The 14,066-nt window shown below is 54.4% G+C and carries 12 protein-coding genes; 6 read left to right on the top strand and 6 right to left on the bottom strand.

Annotated features, from left to right (window positions below):
* Window position 1 precedes the first annotated feature (1 nt).
* On the bottom strand, window positions 2–361 hold the full coding sequence (locus tag ACQE3Z_RS12050; protein ID WP_426973994.1) for a DUF2500 domain-containing protein: 360 nt from the start codon (window positions 359–361) through the stop codon (window positions 2–4).
* A gap of 188 nt (window positions 362–549) precedes the next feature.
* Between ACQE3Z_RS12050 and ACQE3Z_RS12045 the strand changes: the two genes are divergently transcribed.
* From ACQE3Z_RS12045 to trpC, 3 genes are all read left to right on the top strand, one after another.
* The gene (locus ACQE3Z_RS12045) at window positions 550–1,179 is read left to right on the top strand and encodes a lysoplasmalogenase (protein WP_426973993.1); all 630 of its coding nucleotides are present in this window, start codon (window positions 550–552) and stop codon (window positions 1,177–1,179) included.
* Window positions 1,180–1,264: 85 nt separating this feature from the next.
* Window positions 1,265–3,523: a zinc/cadmium/mercury/lead-transporting ATPase gene (locus ACQE3Z_RS12040; protein WP_426973992.1), complete on the top strand. Its 2,259-nt coding sequence runs from the start codon at window positions 1,265–1,267 to the stop codon at window positions 3,521–3,523.
* Window positions 3,524–3,607: 84 nt separating this feature from the next.
* Window positions 3,608–4,393 (top strand): indole-3-glycerol phosphate synthase TrpC, encoded by a 786-nt coding sequence (gene trpC / locus ACQE3Z_RS12035; protein ID WP_426973991.1) that lies wholly within the window; start codon window positions 3,608–3,610, stop codon window positions 4,391–4,393.
* A 3-nt stretch (window positions 4,394–4,396) separates the two neighbouring features.
* On the opposite strand, the gene tusA is transcribed toward trpC, so the two are convergent.
* A complete protein-coding gene (gene tusA, locus ACQE3Z_RS12030; protein WP_085068686.1) occupies window positions 4,397–4,645 on the bottom strand; it encodes a sulfurtransferase TusA in 249 nt (82 codons plus the stop codon).
* A 296-nt stretch (window positions 4,646–4,941) separates the two neighbouring features.
* Here tusA and ACQE3Z_RS12025 point away from each other — a divergent pair, with 296 nt between their 5' ends.
* Window positions 4,942–5,607 (top strand): 7-cyano-7-deazaguanine/7-aminomethyl-7-deazaguanine transporter, encoded by a 666-nt coding sequence (locus ACQE3Z_RS12025; protein ID WP_426973990.1) that lies wholly within the window; start codon window positions 4,942–4,944, stop codon window positions 5,605–5,607.
* Between the two features lie 122 nt (window positions 5,608–5,729).
* Window positions 5,730–6,284: a DcrB family lipoprotein gene (locus ACQE3Z_RS12020; RefSeq protein WP_250651470.1), complete on the top strand. Its 555-nt coding sequence runs from the start codon at window positions 5,730–5,732 to the stop codon at window positions 6,282–6,284.
* An 89-nt stretch (window positions 6,285–6,373) separates the two neighbouring features.
* Here the strand turns inward: ACQE3Z_RS12020 and iolE are convergent, their stop codons facing one another.
* The 4 genes from iolE to iolD form a co-directional block, all read right to left on the bottom strand.
* Complete coding sequence (gene iolE / locus ACQE3Z_RS12015; RefSeq protein WP_426973989.1) at window positions 6,374–7,270, bottom strand: myo-inosose-2 dehydratase; 897 nt, start codon at window positions 7,268–7,270, stop codon at window positions 6,374–6,376.
* Window positions 7,271–7,339: 69 nt separating this feature from the next.
* Complete coding sequence (locus ACQE3Z_RS12010) at window positions 7,340–8,224, bottom strand: sugar phosphate isomerase/epimerase family protein (protein ID WP_250651468.1); 885 nt, start codon at window positions 8,222–8,224, stop codon at window positions 7,340–7,342.
* 68 nt (window positions 8,225–8,292) lie between these two features.
* Complete coding sequence (locus tag ACQE3Z_RS12005; protein WP_426973988.1) at window positions 8,293–9,309, bottom strand: Gfo/Idh/MocA family protein; 1,017 nt, start codon at window positions 9,307–9,309, stop codon at window positions 8,293–8,295.
* Window positions 9,310–9,411: 102 nt separating this feature from the next.
* Window positions 9,412–11,352: a 3D-(3,5/4)-trihydroxycyclohexane-1,2-dione acylhydrolase (decyclizing) gene (gene iolD, locus ACQE3Z_RS12000; protein ID WP_426973987.1), complete on the bottom strand. Its 1,941-nt coding sequence runs from the start codon at window positions 11,350–11,352 to the stop codon at window positions 9,412–9,414.
* A 554-nt stretch (window positions 11,353–11,906) separates the two neighbouring features.
* On the opposite strand from iolD, the gene ACQE3Z_RS11995 reads away from it, so the two are divergent.
* Entirely contained in the window at window positions 11,907–13,835 is a 1,929-nt protein-coding gene (locus ACQE3Z_RS11995; RefSeq protein WP_426973986.1) for a bifunctional 5-dehydro-2-deoxygluconokinase/5-dehydro-2-deoxyphosphogluconate aldolase, read from the top strand.
* The last annotated feature ends 231 nt before the right edge of the window (window positions 13,836–14,066 follow it).

Raw genomic sequence — 14,066 nt, 5'->3', positions numbered from 1 at the left:
CTTAAGGATGGTCAGGCGTAAAAGAGATAAAGCGGGTGCCCTGCACTTCAAGTTCGCCTTTTACGCCTTTATCCAGCTGATGGTAATCACGCTCTTTTAGCGTCAGCTTAATATCGCTATCGCCGTTTAATGGCTGAAACCAGGCCTCATAGCGCATCTCCTCTCCGGCAATCACTTCACGCTGACGTGAACGTCGGTTCGGTGCCGGAAACTCACGTTTACTTTTAATTTCTACCGACAGCTGGCGTACCGGCGCAGCGTCATTAGCCGCGTTTTCGCGTCGTTGCTTAATGAACTGACGCGAAGCCAGCACCGCAATGATCGCCAGCACAATGATAAAAATTAATGGGGGCTTACTCATCTCAGCCTCTGACTCCGGTAATTGCGTTTTTTGTTGCAGGCAAGGATACAACCAGCGCCCTTCCATTGTCACATTACGCCCCGCTAACCTAAACTGATTGCAGGATGTTGTTAACACAACGGCGGACAGGCAGAGCGCTGCGCTTGCAGGCTGATGCGGAAGCCGCCCCTTTCAAAAAGGACAACGTAATGATTTGGTCGTTTCTTGCAGTACTTTTTTCCGGCTGGCTCTATGTCGATGCGTCCTATCGCGGGCCGCAATGGCAGCGCTGGCTGTTTAAACCGGTTACCCTGCTGCTGCTGCTGGCCTGGGCCTGGCAGGCACCCACACGGAATCCCACCGACTACCTGATCCTGCTGGGTCTGCTGGCAACCATGGTAGGTGATGCGTTAACGCTATTGCCGCGCCAGCGCATGATGTATGCGCTGGGAGCATTCTTTCTTGCGCACCTGCTGTATACCATCAATTTCGCCAGCCATATGACCATGAGCTTTTTCTGGCCTATCCCGCTGACGCTGCTGATTGTGGGCATTGTCTGGATCGGCGTGATCTGGTCGCGGCTGGAGGAGCTGCGCTGGCCGGTATGTACCTTTATCGGCATGACGCTGGTCATGAACTGGCTGGCAGCGGAGCTTTATTATTTCCGGCCTACCGATTACAGCTTTTCATTGATGGCAGGGGCGACACTGCTGACGCTGGCTAATCTGGTTTGGTTTATCAGCCACTATCGCAAGCGTTTTACGGCGGATAACGCCATTATCGCCGCCTGCTATTTCGCCGGTCACTTTATGGTTGCCCGCTCGCTTTGGCTGTACTGACCATGATATTGCCTCTTGACTCTGGAGGTAGCTCCAGAGTGTAGGATGCAGCTAAGTTTATTTGCTGCATCATTAAGGAGGCGCAATGAGCAAACCTTCTACCTGCGGTCCCGGGCCATCCAGGGCCGCCCTCCGCCTTAACCACAGACAAGGTAAAGCCCCGCTGCAGACGGGCCAGTTTACCCTATCCCCGGCTTCGTCCACTTCAGACACCGCACCATCCTGTCAACAGAAATGCTGTGCCGACAGTTCGGTTTGCGCGCCAGCGCCAGGTCCGGCAGCCGGTTCGCGCTATCGTTGGATCATTAATGGAATGGACTGCCCTAACTGTGCACGCAAAGTGGAAAACGCGGTCAGCGTGTTGGCTGGCGTACATGATGTGCAGGTGCTGTTCGCCACGCAGACGTTATTGATTCATGCAGAAAGAGACGTCAAAGCCGAGGTGGAACACACGGTAAAGCAGGCCGGTTTTTATTTGCAGGATGCCTCTGCGCCTGCAGAGACATCAGCAGGGTTCTGGCAGGAAAATCGCCTGCTACTGGTAATAAGCCTGCTGATGCTGGCGAGTTGGCTACTGTACGCTATCTGGCCAACATGGAGTCAGACAGCGTTTATCTCTACCACGCTGGTCGGGCTCTGGCCGATTAGCCGAAAAGCCTGGCAACAGGCGCGCAACGGCAACCCTTTCGCTATTGAGACCTTAATGACGGTTGCGGCAGTCGGCGCGCTGTTTATCGGCGCCAGCGCCGAAGCGGCAATGGTGCTGCTGCTCTTTCTGCTGGGCGAGCGGCTGGAAGGCATCGCCGCCAACCGTGCGCGGCGCGGCGTTACCGCACTGATGGCGCTCAAGCCGGATAAAGCGATTCGCGTACGTAACGACCAGCGGGAAGAGATTGCCGCCAGCATGCTGCGTCCCGGTGATGTTATCGACGTTGCGGCAGGAGAACGTCTGCCTGCCGATGCCCGCCTGCTTTCCTCGTTTGCCAGCTTTGATGAAAGCGCGTTAACCGGTGAATCCATTCCCACGGAACATCAGCAGGGTGACGTGATTGCGGCAGGCTGTATCAGCATAGATCGTCAGGTCAGGCTTTCAGTGGTCTCCCTGCCAGGGGAAAGCGCCATTGACCGCATTTTACAGTTGATCGAAGAGGCTGAGGCGCATCGAGCGCCGCTTGAACGCTTCCTCGATCGCTTCAGTCGCATCTATACGCCGCTGGTTATGCTGCTGGCGTTGCTGGTGGCTCTGCTGCCGCCTTTGCTGCTGGCTGCCGACTGGCAAACCTGGATCTATAAAGGGCTGACGCTGTTATTGATTGGCTGCCCGTGCGCGTTGGTTATCTCTACGCCCGCAGCAATTACTTCTGGTCTGGCCGCCGCAGCCCGACGCGGCGCGCTGATTAAAGGCGGCGCGGCGCTGGAAAAACTGGGCGGCATCCGTCTGCTGGCCTTTGATAAAACCGGCACCCTGACCCAGGGCAAACCAGAACTCACCGATATTATTCCGCTGGCTGAGATGGAGCATGCGCCGCTTTTGCTGCATGCCGCAGCGGTCGAACAGGGCGCGACCCATCCGCTGGCGCTGGCGATTGTCGCGCAGGCACGTCAGCTGAATCAGCCGCTGCCGCAGGCGCAAGATCAGCGGGTTCTGGCAGGGCGCGGTATCGAAGCGCATATCAACGGACAACGCTGGTTATTAACAGCGCCCTTGCCGGGCCTGCCGGATGCGCTGGCGGCGCGGATTGACGCGCTGGAGCGCTCTGGCAAAACGGTAGTGGTGATTTATAAAGAACAGCAGCCGCTTGGCCTGCTGGCGCTACGCGATACGCTACGGGAAGATGTGCGACCAGCGCTGGCTGAGCTGCAACAGCTTGGCGTAAAAGCAGTGATGCTGACCGGTGATAACCCTCGCGCCGCCGCCGCAATCGCCACAGAGATCGGACTGGAGTATCGGGCAGGGCTGTTACCCGCAGATAAAGTTGCGGCGATCCGGCAGCTCAGTGAGGCTCAGGCGGTGGCGATGGTTGGTGACGGTATTAACGATGCGCCGGCGATGAAAGCGGCCACGCTGGGCATTGCAATGGGCAGCGGCAGCGATGTGGCACTGGAAACAGCCGATGCCGCCTTAACGCATAATCGCTTAACCGGGCTGCCGCCGATGATTCGCCTGGCGCGCGCCACTCAGGCCAATATTCGGCAAAATATCGCTATCGCGCTTGGGCTGAAAGCGCTGCTGCTGGTGACCACACTGCTTGGCCTGACCGGCCTGTGGTTGGCAGTGCTGGCGGACAGCGGCGCGACCGCACTGGTCACCGCCAATGCGCTGCGCCTGTTGCGCAAGCGCTGAAGCTTGCGCCTGGCATGGGAAAGCATTAAAACATCGTAGCGGCCTGCATGAACCAGGCCATCACATCAGTTAAGGAAGCGCCTCATGTCTGACATTTTAAATAAAATCCTGGCGGTGAAGCGTGAGGAGATCGACGCGGCAAAGCGTGTTTCCTCGCTTAGCACGCTGCGCAATCGCGCCCGTGCGCAGACTCAGCGTGATTTTATCGCTGCGCTGCGTCAGCATAACCAGCAGGGCAAGCCGGGCATCATCGCCGAGGTAAAAAAAGCCAGTCCGTCGAAAGGGCTAATCCGTGCGGATTTTAATCCCGCCGGGATTGCTGAAAGCTATCAGCAGGGCGGCGCGGCCTGTCTCTCCGTGTTAACCGACGTGCAGTTTTTTCAGGGCAGCGAAGACTATTTACAGCAGGCGCGCGCGGCGTGCTCGCTGCCGGTGCTGCGTAAAGATTTTATGATTGATAGCTGGCAAGTTGAAGAAGCGCGAGCCATGGGCGCTGACTGCATTTTGTTAATCGCCGCTGCACTGGAAGATAGCCAGATGCAGGAGCTGGAAGCGCACGCGCATCAGTTGGGCATGGCGGTGCTGGTTGAAGTACATGATGGTCATGAGCTGGAGCGGGCGCTAAACCTGACCACGCCGTTGATTGGCATTAACAACCGCAATCTGCGCAGTTTTGAAACCTCCATTGATACCACGCTTGGCCTGCTGTCGCAGCTGCCAGCGGATCGTCTGGTTGTCACTGAGTCGGGCATTGGCACGGTCCAGGATGTTCAGCGGCTACGTCAGGCGGGCGTCAATAACTTCCTGGTTGGCGAAGCCTTTATGCGCGCCGCTGAACCGGGCGCGGAGCTGGCGAAGCTGTTTTTCTGACCGTCAGGAAAGGCCCTTACGCAGCAGATAGCGATAGGGCTTTTCATCCGTTTCCTGCGCCACCAGCGTATGCTCCATAAAGCGACAGAAGCCAGGAATGTCACGGGTTGTCGCCGGATCGTCAGCAATAATCAGCAGCGTTTCTCCATCCTGCATATGACGCACGGTTTTGCGCACCATCATTACCGGTTCCGGGCAGCGTAGCCCAAGCGCATCCAGGGTTTGATCTGGGTTATCGAAGCGATCGCTCATAATTGTCTCAATAGCGGAAGTCTGTTGTGCCCTATTCTACCCCCGGCATTCTGTTGCGCAAGCGATCGGCTAAAGGTGAACGTTTGCGTTAAAATTAACCATTGCAATGCGGAAACAACGCGGTAAGATGCCGCCGCTCTCCTGTATCGACAGGCAGGCAACATCGTCAGCGTACAGGTAACCAGGACTTTTGGAAGCCTGTACATAAAGTAACGCGTTCCGCTGCGTCAGCAGCAAAAATGCGATTACGCTGATTTAACAATGGGTTCCCTCACCCCAACGTAAAAAGGTAAATTATGATCTCCTTTACACCGCGCCAGCGGAAGCATGCGCTTGTCTGGCTTTCCCTGTTTCATATTCTGGTTATCTCCTCCAGTAATTATCTGGTACAGCTGCCTATTTCTGTTTTTGGCTTCCATACAACCTGGGGCGCTTTCAGCTTCCCATTTATCTTTCTGGCTACCGATCTGACCGTGCGTATTTTTGGCGCACCGCTGGCACGCCGCATTATTTTATCGGTCATGGTTCCGGCGCTGTTTATCTCCTATGCCATCTCTGCACTGTTTTATAACGGGAGCTGGCAGGGAGTAAGCGCGCTGCATGAGGTAAACCTGTTTGTTGCGCGTATCGCCTGCGCCAGCTTTATGGCCTATGCGCTGGGACAGGTTCTGGACGTTCATGTTTTTAACCGACTGCGTCAGCTTCCCCAGTGGTGGATTGCACCCGCCTGTGCCATGTTTTTAGGCAATATCAGCGATACCATCGCCTTTTTCTTTATCGCTTTTTACAAAAGTACCGATGCTTTTATGGCTAAGCACTGGGTGGAAATCGCGCTGGTGGATTACAGCTTTAAAGTTCTAATCTGCATGGTTTTCTTTTTGCCAGCCTATGGCGTACTGCTTAACGCGGCGCTTAAGCGCATGGCGGAACGCTCACAACGCGCACAATACAATTTCGGCTAAGCGGCAATAGCCAGCTGGCGTCAGCGCGTCTAAGATCGTGACATACGATTGGTTGCTTTTACGCGCTGATTCGGTTTGTATTAAGCTTTGTATTGCCAGGCAAATAAATAAAAGGGAACCTGATGCGTCAACTTACGAAATATCTTGGAATAGGTTTACTGGTAGTGGGCCTTGCCGCTTGCGACCAGCAGGATAAGGCCACGGCAGACGATAATGGTGCCAGCGCCAGCACCGCAGCACAGACGGTATCGTTAATGGATGGCAAGCTGAGCTTTAATCTGCCTGCGGGAATGTCGGATAAAAGCGGCAAGCTGGGCACTCAGGCTAATAATATGCACGTTTATGCTGATGAAAGCGGTCAGCGTGCCATTATCGTGATTGAAGGCGACGCAACAAATGAAGGGCTGGACGTTCTGGCTCAGCGTCTGGAACAGCAGCAGCGCAACCGCGATCCACAGCTTCAGGTGGTAACCAACAAGGCGATTAACCTGAAAGGTGAAGCGGCACAGCAGCTGGACACGGTGATTTCCGCCAATAATCAAACCGCATGGTCCTCGGTGGTATTAGCGAAGACCGAAGGCAAACTCCTGACGCTGCAAATTACCCTACCGGCTGGCAATCAGCAGCAGGCGCAGACCCAGGCTGAAAACATTATCAACACTATTACGTTGAAATAAGCCGCGCCAAAAGTTGAGATAAAAAACGCCGCCAGATAATGGCGGCGTTTTTTTATCACGCAAACCAGGCGTGAGGCCTGCTCGCTAAGTTAAATTCCTGCTGTCTCACGAATATATTTGCGGGCTTTTACCGCATATTCAAAAGGATTGGCCAACGCAGGATCTTGCTCCGCCTCCACCACCATCCAGCCGCAGTAGCCCGCGTCATCCAGCAGCTTAAATACCGGTTTAAAATCAATCACGCCGTCGCCGGGCACGGTAAAGGTGCCGCGCTTAACGCCATCCAGGAAAGAGAGCTGTTGCTTACGCACTTCTGCCACCACCTCATCACGCACATCCTTCAGGTGTACATGATTGATGCGTGACAGATGTTTTTCCAGCACCGCCAGCATCGCCTGCTCACTATTTTCTGAATAGTAAAGATGACCAGTATCGTACAGCAGATAGACATCATCATTCGTTAACGCCAGGAAGCGGTCGATTTCAGCCGGCGTTTGAATGCCGGTGCCCATATGATGATGCAGGCAAACCTGCATTCCCTTCTCAGCGGCGATTTTTGCCAGCTCGTTATACCCTTCTGCGGTTAAGTACCACTCTTCATCAGTAAACACCGGCTTATGCTCGAACACCGCCAGCGAAGTACCCTGAATGCTTTTACTTTGCTCAGAGCAGCCGATAACTTTCGCGCCCATCGCATGCAGAAAATTCATATGGTTGATGAACTCATCGATGGTTTTCGCCTTTTCGCCATTGGCGAAAAAAGTGCTGAACCAGGCGTTACAGATCTCAATGCCACGGATCTCCAGCATGGGTTTTAATACTGCCGGATCGCGTGGGTATTTGCTGCCGACTTCACTGCCGCTAAAGCCAGCCAGCGCCATTTCACTTACGGTCTGCTGAAAAGTATTCTCTTTCCCCAGCTCTGGCATATCGTCATTGGTCCAGCCAATCGGCGCAATCGCCAGCTTTACGTTATCTTTGTTCATGATGCATTCCCGATTCGGTACGGCGGCCTTTAGCCGTCATGCGGTCAGGCTCCAACGGAGCTAACCACCCTATTTGCCCAGCAGTTCGCGCTCTATCAGTTCGCGCGTTTCCACCGCCTGATACTTCATCTTTTCCGGGTAACCAAACAGCGCCGGGGTAATAATCGACTCGCCGCCCACTTTCCAGCTGCGGCTGGCAAAGTCCATTTCACGCAGCGTTTTAAACAGCGCGGTGAAATCCACCTCGCCTTCACCCACGCCAACGTGCTGATGCACTGCGGCATCAACGCCCGGCGGGTTGACGATATAACGGCAGTGTTTGGTGTGATTCATGGTATCGGCAATCAGTACGTGTGAGAGATCGTCGCCCACGTACTCCAGCATGCTTTTTACATCGCCTTTGCCGTTGTCATAGAAAAAGGTGTGCGGCACGCTGTAGACATACTTAACGTTCTCGCTGCGGAATGACTTAACGATGTCGGCGGTTTCATTGTTGCGCTCGCAGAAATCCCACGGATGTGACTGAATTTCAAGGCGGATCCCTTCGCGCTCTACGATCGGCAGCAGCTCTTCCATTGAGCGATAGAACATCTCTTCGCAAATCTCCGGCTCGTTCGGATTACCGGACAGCTCGGTATTGATGACCTGTACGCCCATCTCAACCGCAATTTCAATCATGCGTTTCCAGTTTTTAACTGCCGCCTGGCGACGCAGCTCATCAGGGCCTGACCAGCGATAAACCACGATAAACGAGGAGATCTCCACGCCGGTGGCTTTCAGCGCGTTTTTGTACTCCGTCATAATTTCCCGGCTGGCCTTCGGGTGCTTATAAAAAGGGTTAATCTGCGGATGCGGCGACTGCTCAATATACTTGTAGCCCCAGTCAGCCACCTGATGAACCATCTTTGTGATGCCTAAATCTCTAATGACATCCACATCGAAAGCGATCTTCATAACCTTCTCCCTGATTGCTCAGTGCATGATGCACGCGCTTCCCGCCAGGGCAGGAAGCGCGCGGGAAATTAAGCCTTATCGTAAAATGCCGGGCGTGGCGGCAGCTCAACGGGCTCGATAGCGCCGCTGTTCTGTGCCTTCAGACAGGCATCGGCAGCCACGGAAGCGGCATAACCATCCCAGGCGGATGGTCCGGTCAGGGAGCCGCTACTGACATCATTAATAAATGCCTGCAGCTCTACGTCATAGGCATCGATAAAGCGATCTTTCCAGTCGGTAAGAATGGAGGTGGAAAGTTGGGCGCTTTTACGCATCTGTACGGCAGAGGGTTCCGGCAGTTTGGCTATGCCCTCTTCGCCGACCACTTCGCACTGGATATCGTAGCCGTAGGCGCAGTTAACAAAGATTTCTACGTCGATGCGGATGCCCTTCTGCGTTTCAAACAGCACGATCTGCGGATCTTTCAGACGAGCATGTGTTTTTGACGTCACGCGCGGGAAAACCACCTGCACGGTTTTATAGTCATCATTGGTCAGCCAGCGCAGCACATCCAGTTCGTGAATCAGCGTGCTGGTGATTGCCATATCGGTGGTATAACTTTCCGGCACCGTTGGATTACGGTGCGCGCAATGCAGCATCAGCGGCTCGCCGATCTCACCGTCAGTAATCACTTTTTTCAGCGCACGATAGCCCACATCGTAAGGACGCATAAAACCAACCTGTACCAGACGTTTGCCGAATTTCATTTCGGCATCAACGATGCGACGGCAGCCTTCGGCGGTCATCGCCAGCGGTTTTTCACAGAAAACCGGCTTACCGGCGGCAATAGCAGCCAGGGTAAATTCCTCATGCGTAGGATCCCAGGACGTCACCAGCACCGCGTCCACATCAGGCGAGTTCACCACGTCATGACCATTGGCGTACACTTCCGCCTGCAGGCCAAGTCGCGTCAGTGCCGCCTTCGCGCTTTCAAGATTAATATCAGAGACCGCCACTACGGTGGCGCCCTGCAACACTTTGCTGCAGCGACGAATATGTTCCTGGCCGATTGCGCCGGTGCCGATAACGCCAAGTTTCAGAGTCATGATGTCTCCAGAATTCAGGGTAGGCGCGAACCCGCCAGGCAGGCTGGCAAGATTCGCTGTCAGGATAGATGTCAGATAGTTAAGGGCTAAATTTTTTAATAGTCAGTATTTACGTGCCTGCTCGACATGCTCGTTCAGCATCTTAGCCACGGCATCAATGCGCTCGGAGGTGGAAACCTGCGCGCCGCCGACATGCCACCAGCTGAAATACTTATGCACCATGGTTTTGGGCAAAACTTTCACGTCAATCAGGGTTGATACGGTTTCTTTACGCGCCGCTTCCAGCGCATGGCTTAGCTCTTCCAGCGTGGTCACACGCCATGTTTTACAGCCGTAACCGGCAGCGATGGCGGCGAAATCAACCGGGATAAAGCCGCCGTCCAGCTTGCCGCTTTTGTTATCACGAAAGCGAAACTCGGTGGTAAAGCTGTCCATGCCGTGTTCCAGCTGAAGGTTGTTGATACAGCCGTTGGTCATATTGTCGAACAGCACGACATTGATTTTGGCTTTCTCCTGAATCGAGGTCACCAGCTCGGAATGCAGCATCATAAAAGAGCCGTCGCCCACCAGCGCATAGACTTCGCGTTGGGGTTCAGCCAGCTTGACGCCGAGCGCGGCGTTAATCTCATAGCCCATGCAGGAGTAGCCATACTCAACGTGATAGCCGTTCGGCGCTTTGGTGCGCCAGACCCGTTGCAGATCGCCCGGCAGGCTGCCAGCCGCCGCGACGATAACTGCATCCTCCGGCAGCTGCTCGTTCAGGGTACCCAGCACGCTGCTCTGAGTCAGAAAGGAGCCGGTCAGGCGATTAAACTCGGCGAACAGCGCTTCGCGATCGATGCTGTCATCAATTTCCGGCACAAAATTTTCTTCACTGTAAGCCACCTGATAAACGCGCTGCGTTTCCTTGAGCAGCTTGCTTTGCGCCTGTTCGATTTTAGCGCCCCATTCGCTGCTAAAACCTTGCGCGCTCAAACGTTCATTCAGTGCGGCCAAAGCTTCACGCGCATCGGCAACCACCTGCACGCCATCCAGTTTGTAAGCGTCGAAATTGCTGATGTTGATATTGAGGAAGCTGACGTCGGGGTGCTGGAATATCCATTTTGATGCGGTAGTGAAATCGGTGTAACGCGTCCCGACGCCAATCACCAGATCGGCCTCTTTCGCCAGCAGGTTAGCGGCCAGGCAGCCGGTTTCGCCAACGCCGCCTACGTTCAGCGGATGATCGGAAATTAACGTGCCTTTGCCCGCCTGCGTTTCCGCGAAAGGAATGTGATGCTGTTCAGCAAACTGACGTAGCGCCTCGCCAGCGCCGGAGTATTTCACGCCGCCGCCGCAGACAATCAGTGGCTTACGCTTGCGTGCCAGCAGCGCTAATGCGTCCTGTAACTGCGCTTCAGTAGCGGGACGGCGATCTAACCGATGCACACGCTTTTGAAAGAAATAATCAGGGTAATCCCAGGCTTCGCCCTGCACATCCTGCGGCAGCGAAAGCGTCACCGCGCCGGTTTCCGCCGGATCGGTTAATACGCGCATGGCATTGATGCAGGCGGTCATCAGTTGTTCAGGACGGCTCACGCGATCCCAATATTTACTGACGGCACGAAACGCATCGTTGGTGCTCAGGCTCAGGTCGTGGCTCTGTTCAATTTGCTGTAGCACCGGATCGGGCTGGCGCGTAGCGAACACATCGCCAGGCAGCAGCAGCAAGGGAATGCGGTTAGCCGTGGCGGTTGCGGCGGCGGTAATCATATTGGCTGCGCCGGGACCCACGGAGGAGGTGCAGGCGATGATTTCACGACGCAGTTTCTGTTTGGCGTAGCCAGTAGCGGCATGCGCCATCCCCTGCTCGTTGCGGCCCTGATGCACTATCAGATCGCCACTATCCTGTTCTAACGCCTGGCCAAGACCCAGCACGTTACCGTGGCCGAAAATGGCGAAGATGCCCTTAACGAACTTAGTTTCAACCCCGTCAACGCTCAGGTACTGATTATCAAGAAATTTCACCAGCGCCTGTGCCGTGGTTAATCTGATCTTGCCCATTTGCTTATCCTTTACCCGTGGAGTAACCGTTAACAGGGTGCGCCGTAATTCGCCTGTGCTGGCGACCAAAACGCTAATCGCCCGACGGCTGATTAGTGAAACGTGAGGCGATTATAAACAAATATTTTTTTCATAAAATACGATTACAGAAGAAACATTTCATTTTGCGAGTGAGATCAAATTATGGATTCAGCCAGCCCGCAAAGCGGCTTCGGTACAGCGAGAAGTGAAACAACAGCAGAACATTGCGTAAAAAATAAATATTCCATTTCATTTACTGTGCGTTGTTAGCTGCTTCAATATCTGTGCTAAAGCAAGAGAACATCGGCTTTTCATCGCAATTAATCACCGCTTTCAGGGCAGCAGAAACGCCAGAAGATTTTTACCCGCCTCACAGTTTTGGGTTGATAATTTCATTTTATATTGTTTTTGAAATATTTATTTCCCATACTGCCAACACAGTTGATCCGGTGCGATCGGATTATCGGGATTTCCCGTAAGATCTCTGGAGACGCTCGACAGTGACTGCTTATCACAAAAGGAAATCACAAGGTATGAGTACACAACAGAAGCGGCTTGATGTGATTTGCATTGGCCGTATTGCCGTTGACCTCTACGGTCAGCAAATCGGTGCGCGTCTGGAAGATACCAGCACCTTTGCCAAATATCTCGGCGGCTCCTCTGGCAATGTCGCTTACGGCACCGCCATTCAGGGCCTGAAATCAGCGATGCTGGCGCGCGTCGGCGATGAGCACAATGGCCGTTTCCTGCGTGAAGAGTTGCAGCGCGTAGGCGTCGATACCGAATTTTTGATTACCGATAAAAGTCGTTTAACCGGCCTGGTGATATTGGGAATTAAAGATCAGGATACCTTCCCGTTAATTTTCTACCGCGATAACTGTGCGGATATGGGCCTGACGCCGCAGGATATTGATGAAGACTATATTGCTTCCGCCCGGGCGGTTGCCGTAACCGGCACCCACCTTTCTCATCCCGACACGCGTGCGGCAGTATTAAAAGCGCTGGAGATTGCGCGGCGGCACGGATTACGTACGGCGCTGGATATTGACTATCGTCCGGTGCTGTGGGGACTGACATCGCTGGGCGATGGCGAAACCCGTTTTATCGAATCAGGGCGCGTGACTCAGCAGCTACAGGAAGTGCTGCACTATTTCGATTTGATCGTTGGAACAGAAGAAGAGTTTCATATCGCCGGCGGCAGCACCGATACGCTGACGGCATTGAAAGCGGTACGTCAGGCCAGTAAAGCGACGCTGGTATGCAAGCGCGGCCCGTTAGGCTGCGTTGTTTTTGAAGGCGATATTCCGGACAGCTGGGATCACACCACGCTACAGAGCGGCGTGCGCGTGGAAGTGTTAAACGTACTGGGCGCGGGCGACGCCTTTATGTCGGGTCTGCTGCGCGGCTGGCTAAACGACGAAGGCTGGCAGCAGGCCTGTCGCTATGCCAACGCCTGCGGCGCGCTGGTGGTATCGCGTCACGGCTGCGCGCCGGCAATGCCAACCAAAGCGGAGCTGGATGATTATCTCAGCCGCGATAGCGAAGTAAAACGCCCCGATCGCGACGTGCGGCTTAACCATCTTCATCGGGTGACCACCCGCAAGCAGAACTGGCAGGAGCTTTGCGTGTTTGCGTTCGACCATCGCAAACAGCTGTTTGATATGGCCCAGGAGGCGGGTGCCGAACCAGCACGTATTCCGCAGCTAAAAATGCTGTTGTTGCAGGCAGCTGAAGCGGCGGCCAGCGAGGCCGGTTTAGAAAATCACAGCGGTATTCTGGCCGATACCACATATGGTCAGCAGGCGTTAAATGCCATCACCGGCAAAGGCTGGTGGATCGGGCGCCCTATTGAAATGCCCGGATCGCGTCCGCTGCGTCTTGAGCATGGCAACATCGGCTCACAACTGATCGACTGGCCGCAGGAGCATGTGGTGAAGTGCCTGGTCTTTTACCATCCGCACGATAAGGCCGAGCTGCGTGAACAGCAGGATGCACTGATTCGCGACGTCTGGCGCAGCTGCAATAAATCGGGCCACGAACTGCTGCTGGAAGTGATCCTGCCGGAGGATAACCCGGATCGTCAGGAATCTTACTATCTTGATATTGTTCAACATTTTTACCGGCTTGGCGTACAGCCTGACTGGTGGAAGCTGCCGCCGCTGTCGCTGCAAAGCTGGCAGGCACTTGGCTCCATCATTGAGCAGCACGATCCCTGGTGTCGGGGCATTCTGCTGTTAGGGCTGGATGCGCCGGAAGATAAGCTTAAAGCGGGATTCCGCGACGCGGCGCAGGCTCCATGGGTGAAAGGCTTTGCCGTAGGGCGGACCATTTTCGGTCAGCCGTCGCGCCAGTGGCTGCAGGGCGAACTGAACGACGAACAGCTGATTGAACAGGTAAAAAACAACTATCTGACGCTCATCGGCTACTGGCGTGAGGCACGGCCGGTACGCCAGGCCAGCTAATATCCAGAGCCATCACGCCGCTGATATCATACCTGTCGGCGGCGTGATTTTTTTTAACCGCAATCGCGCTGAATTGCCTGCTTTTCTGCTTTCTTATCGCTCTACGGCACGCGATTTAGCACCACTTTTTGTGAGGTGATTCATGTTGCGATGAAATAAAGTCTGCTAATCCGTGATTCAAATGAAATTTTCCATTCGTCTGGTAGAATATTGCTCAGCAAAATGCCCATC

Source organism: Pantoea sp. FN0307, assembly GCF_050113815.1.
Classification (GTDB): Bacteria; Pseudomonadota; Gammaproteobacteria; order Enterobacterales; family Enterobacteriaceae; genus Mixta; species Mixta alhagi.
Note: the sequence above shows the minus strand (reverse complement) of the source record. Positions and strands in the feature narration are given on the sequence as shown.

Coding starts and splice junctions, on each gene's coding strand:
- tusA (WP_085068686.1), bottom strand. CDS start 4,645: ATGAGCGATCGCTTCGATAACCCAGATCAAACCCTGGATGCGCTTGGG.
- trpC (WP_426973991.1), top strand. CDS start 3,608: ATGTCTGACATTTTAAATAAAATCCTGGCGGTGAAGCGTGAGGAGATC.
- ACQE3Z_RS12020 (WP_250651470.1), top strand. CDS start 5,730: ATGCGTCAACTTACGAAATATCTTGGAATAGGTTTACTGGTAGTGGGC.
- ACQE3Z_RS12010 (WP_250651468.1), bottom strand. CDS start 8,224: ATGAAGATCGCTTTCGATGTGGATGTCATTAGAGATTTAGGCATCACA.
- ACQE3Z_RS12040 (WP_426973992.1), top strand. CDS start 1,265: ATGAGCAAACCTTCTACCTGCGGTCCCGGGCCATCCAGGGCCGCCCTC.
- ACQE3Z_RS12045 (WP_426973993.1), top strand. CDS start 550: ATGATTTGGTCGTTTCTTGCAGTACTTTTTTCCGGCTGGCTCTATGTC.
- iolD (WP_426973987.1), bottom strand. CDS start 11,352: ATGGGCAAGATCAGATTAACCACGGCACAGGCGCTGGTGAAATTTCTT.
- ACQE3Z_RS11995 (WP_426973986.1), top strand. CDS start 11,907: ATGAGTACACAACAGAAGCGGCTTGATGTGATTTGCATTGGCCGTATT.
- iolE (WP_426973989.1), bottom strand. CDS start 7,270: ATGAACAAAGATAACGTAAAGCTGGCGATTGCGCCGATTGGCTGGACC.
- ACQE3Z_RS12025 (WP_426973990.1), top strand. CDS start 4,942: ATGATCTCCTTTACACCGCGCCAGCGGAAGCATGCGCTTGTCTGGCTT.
- ACQE3Z_RS12050 (WP_426973994.1), bottom strand. CDS start 361: ATGAGTAAGCCCCCATTAATTTTTATCATTGTGCTGGCGATCATTGCG.
- ACQE3Z_RS12005 (WP_426973988.1), bottom strand. CDS start 9,309: ATGACTCTGAAACTTGGCGTTATCGGCACCGGCGCAATCGGCCAGGAA.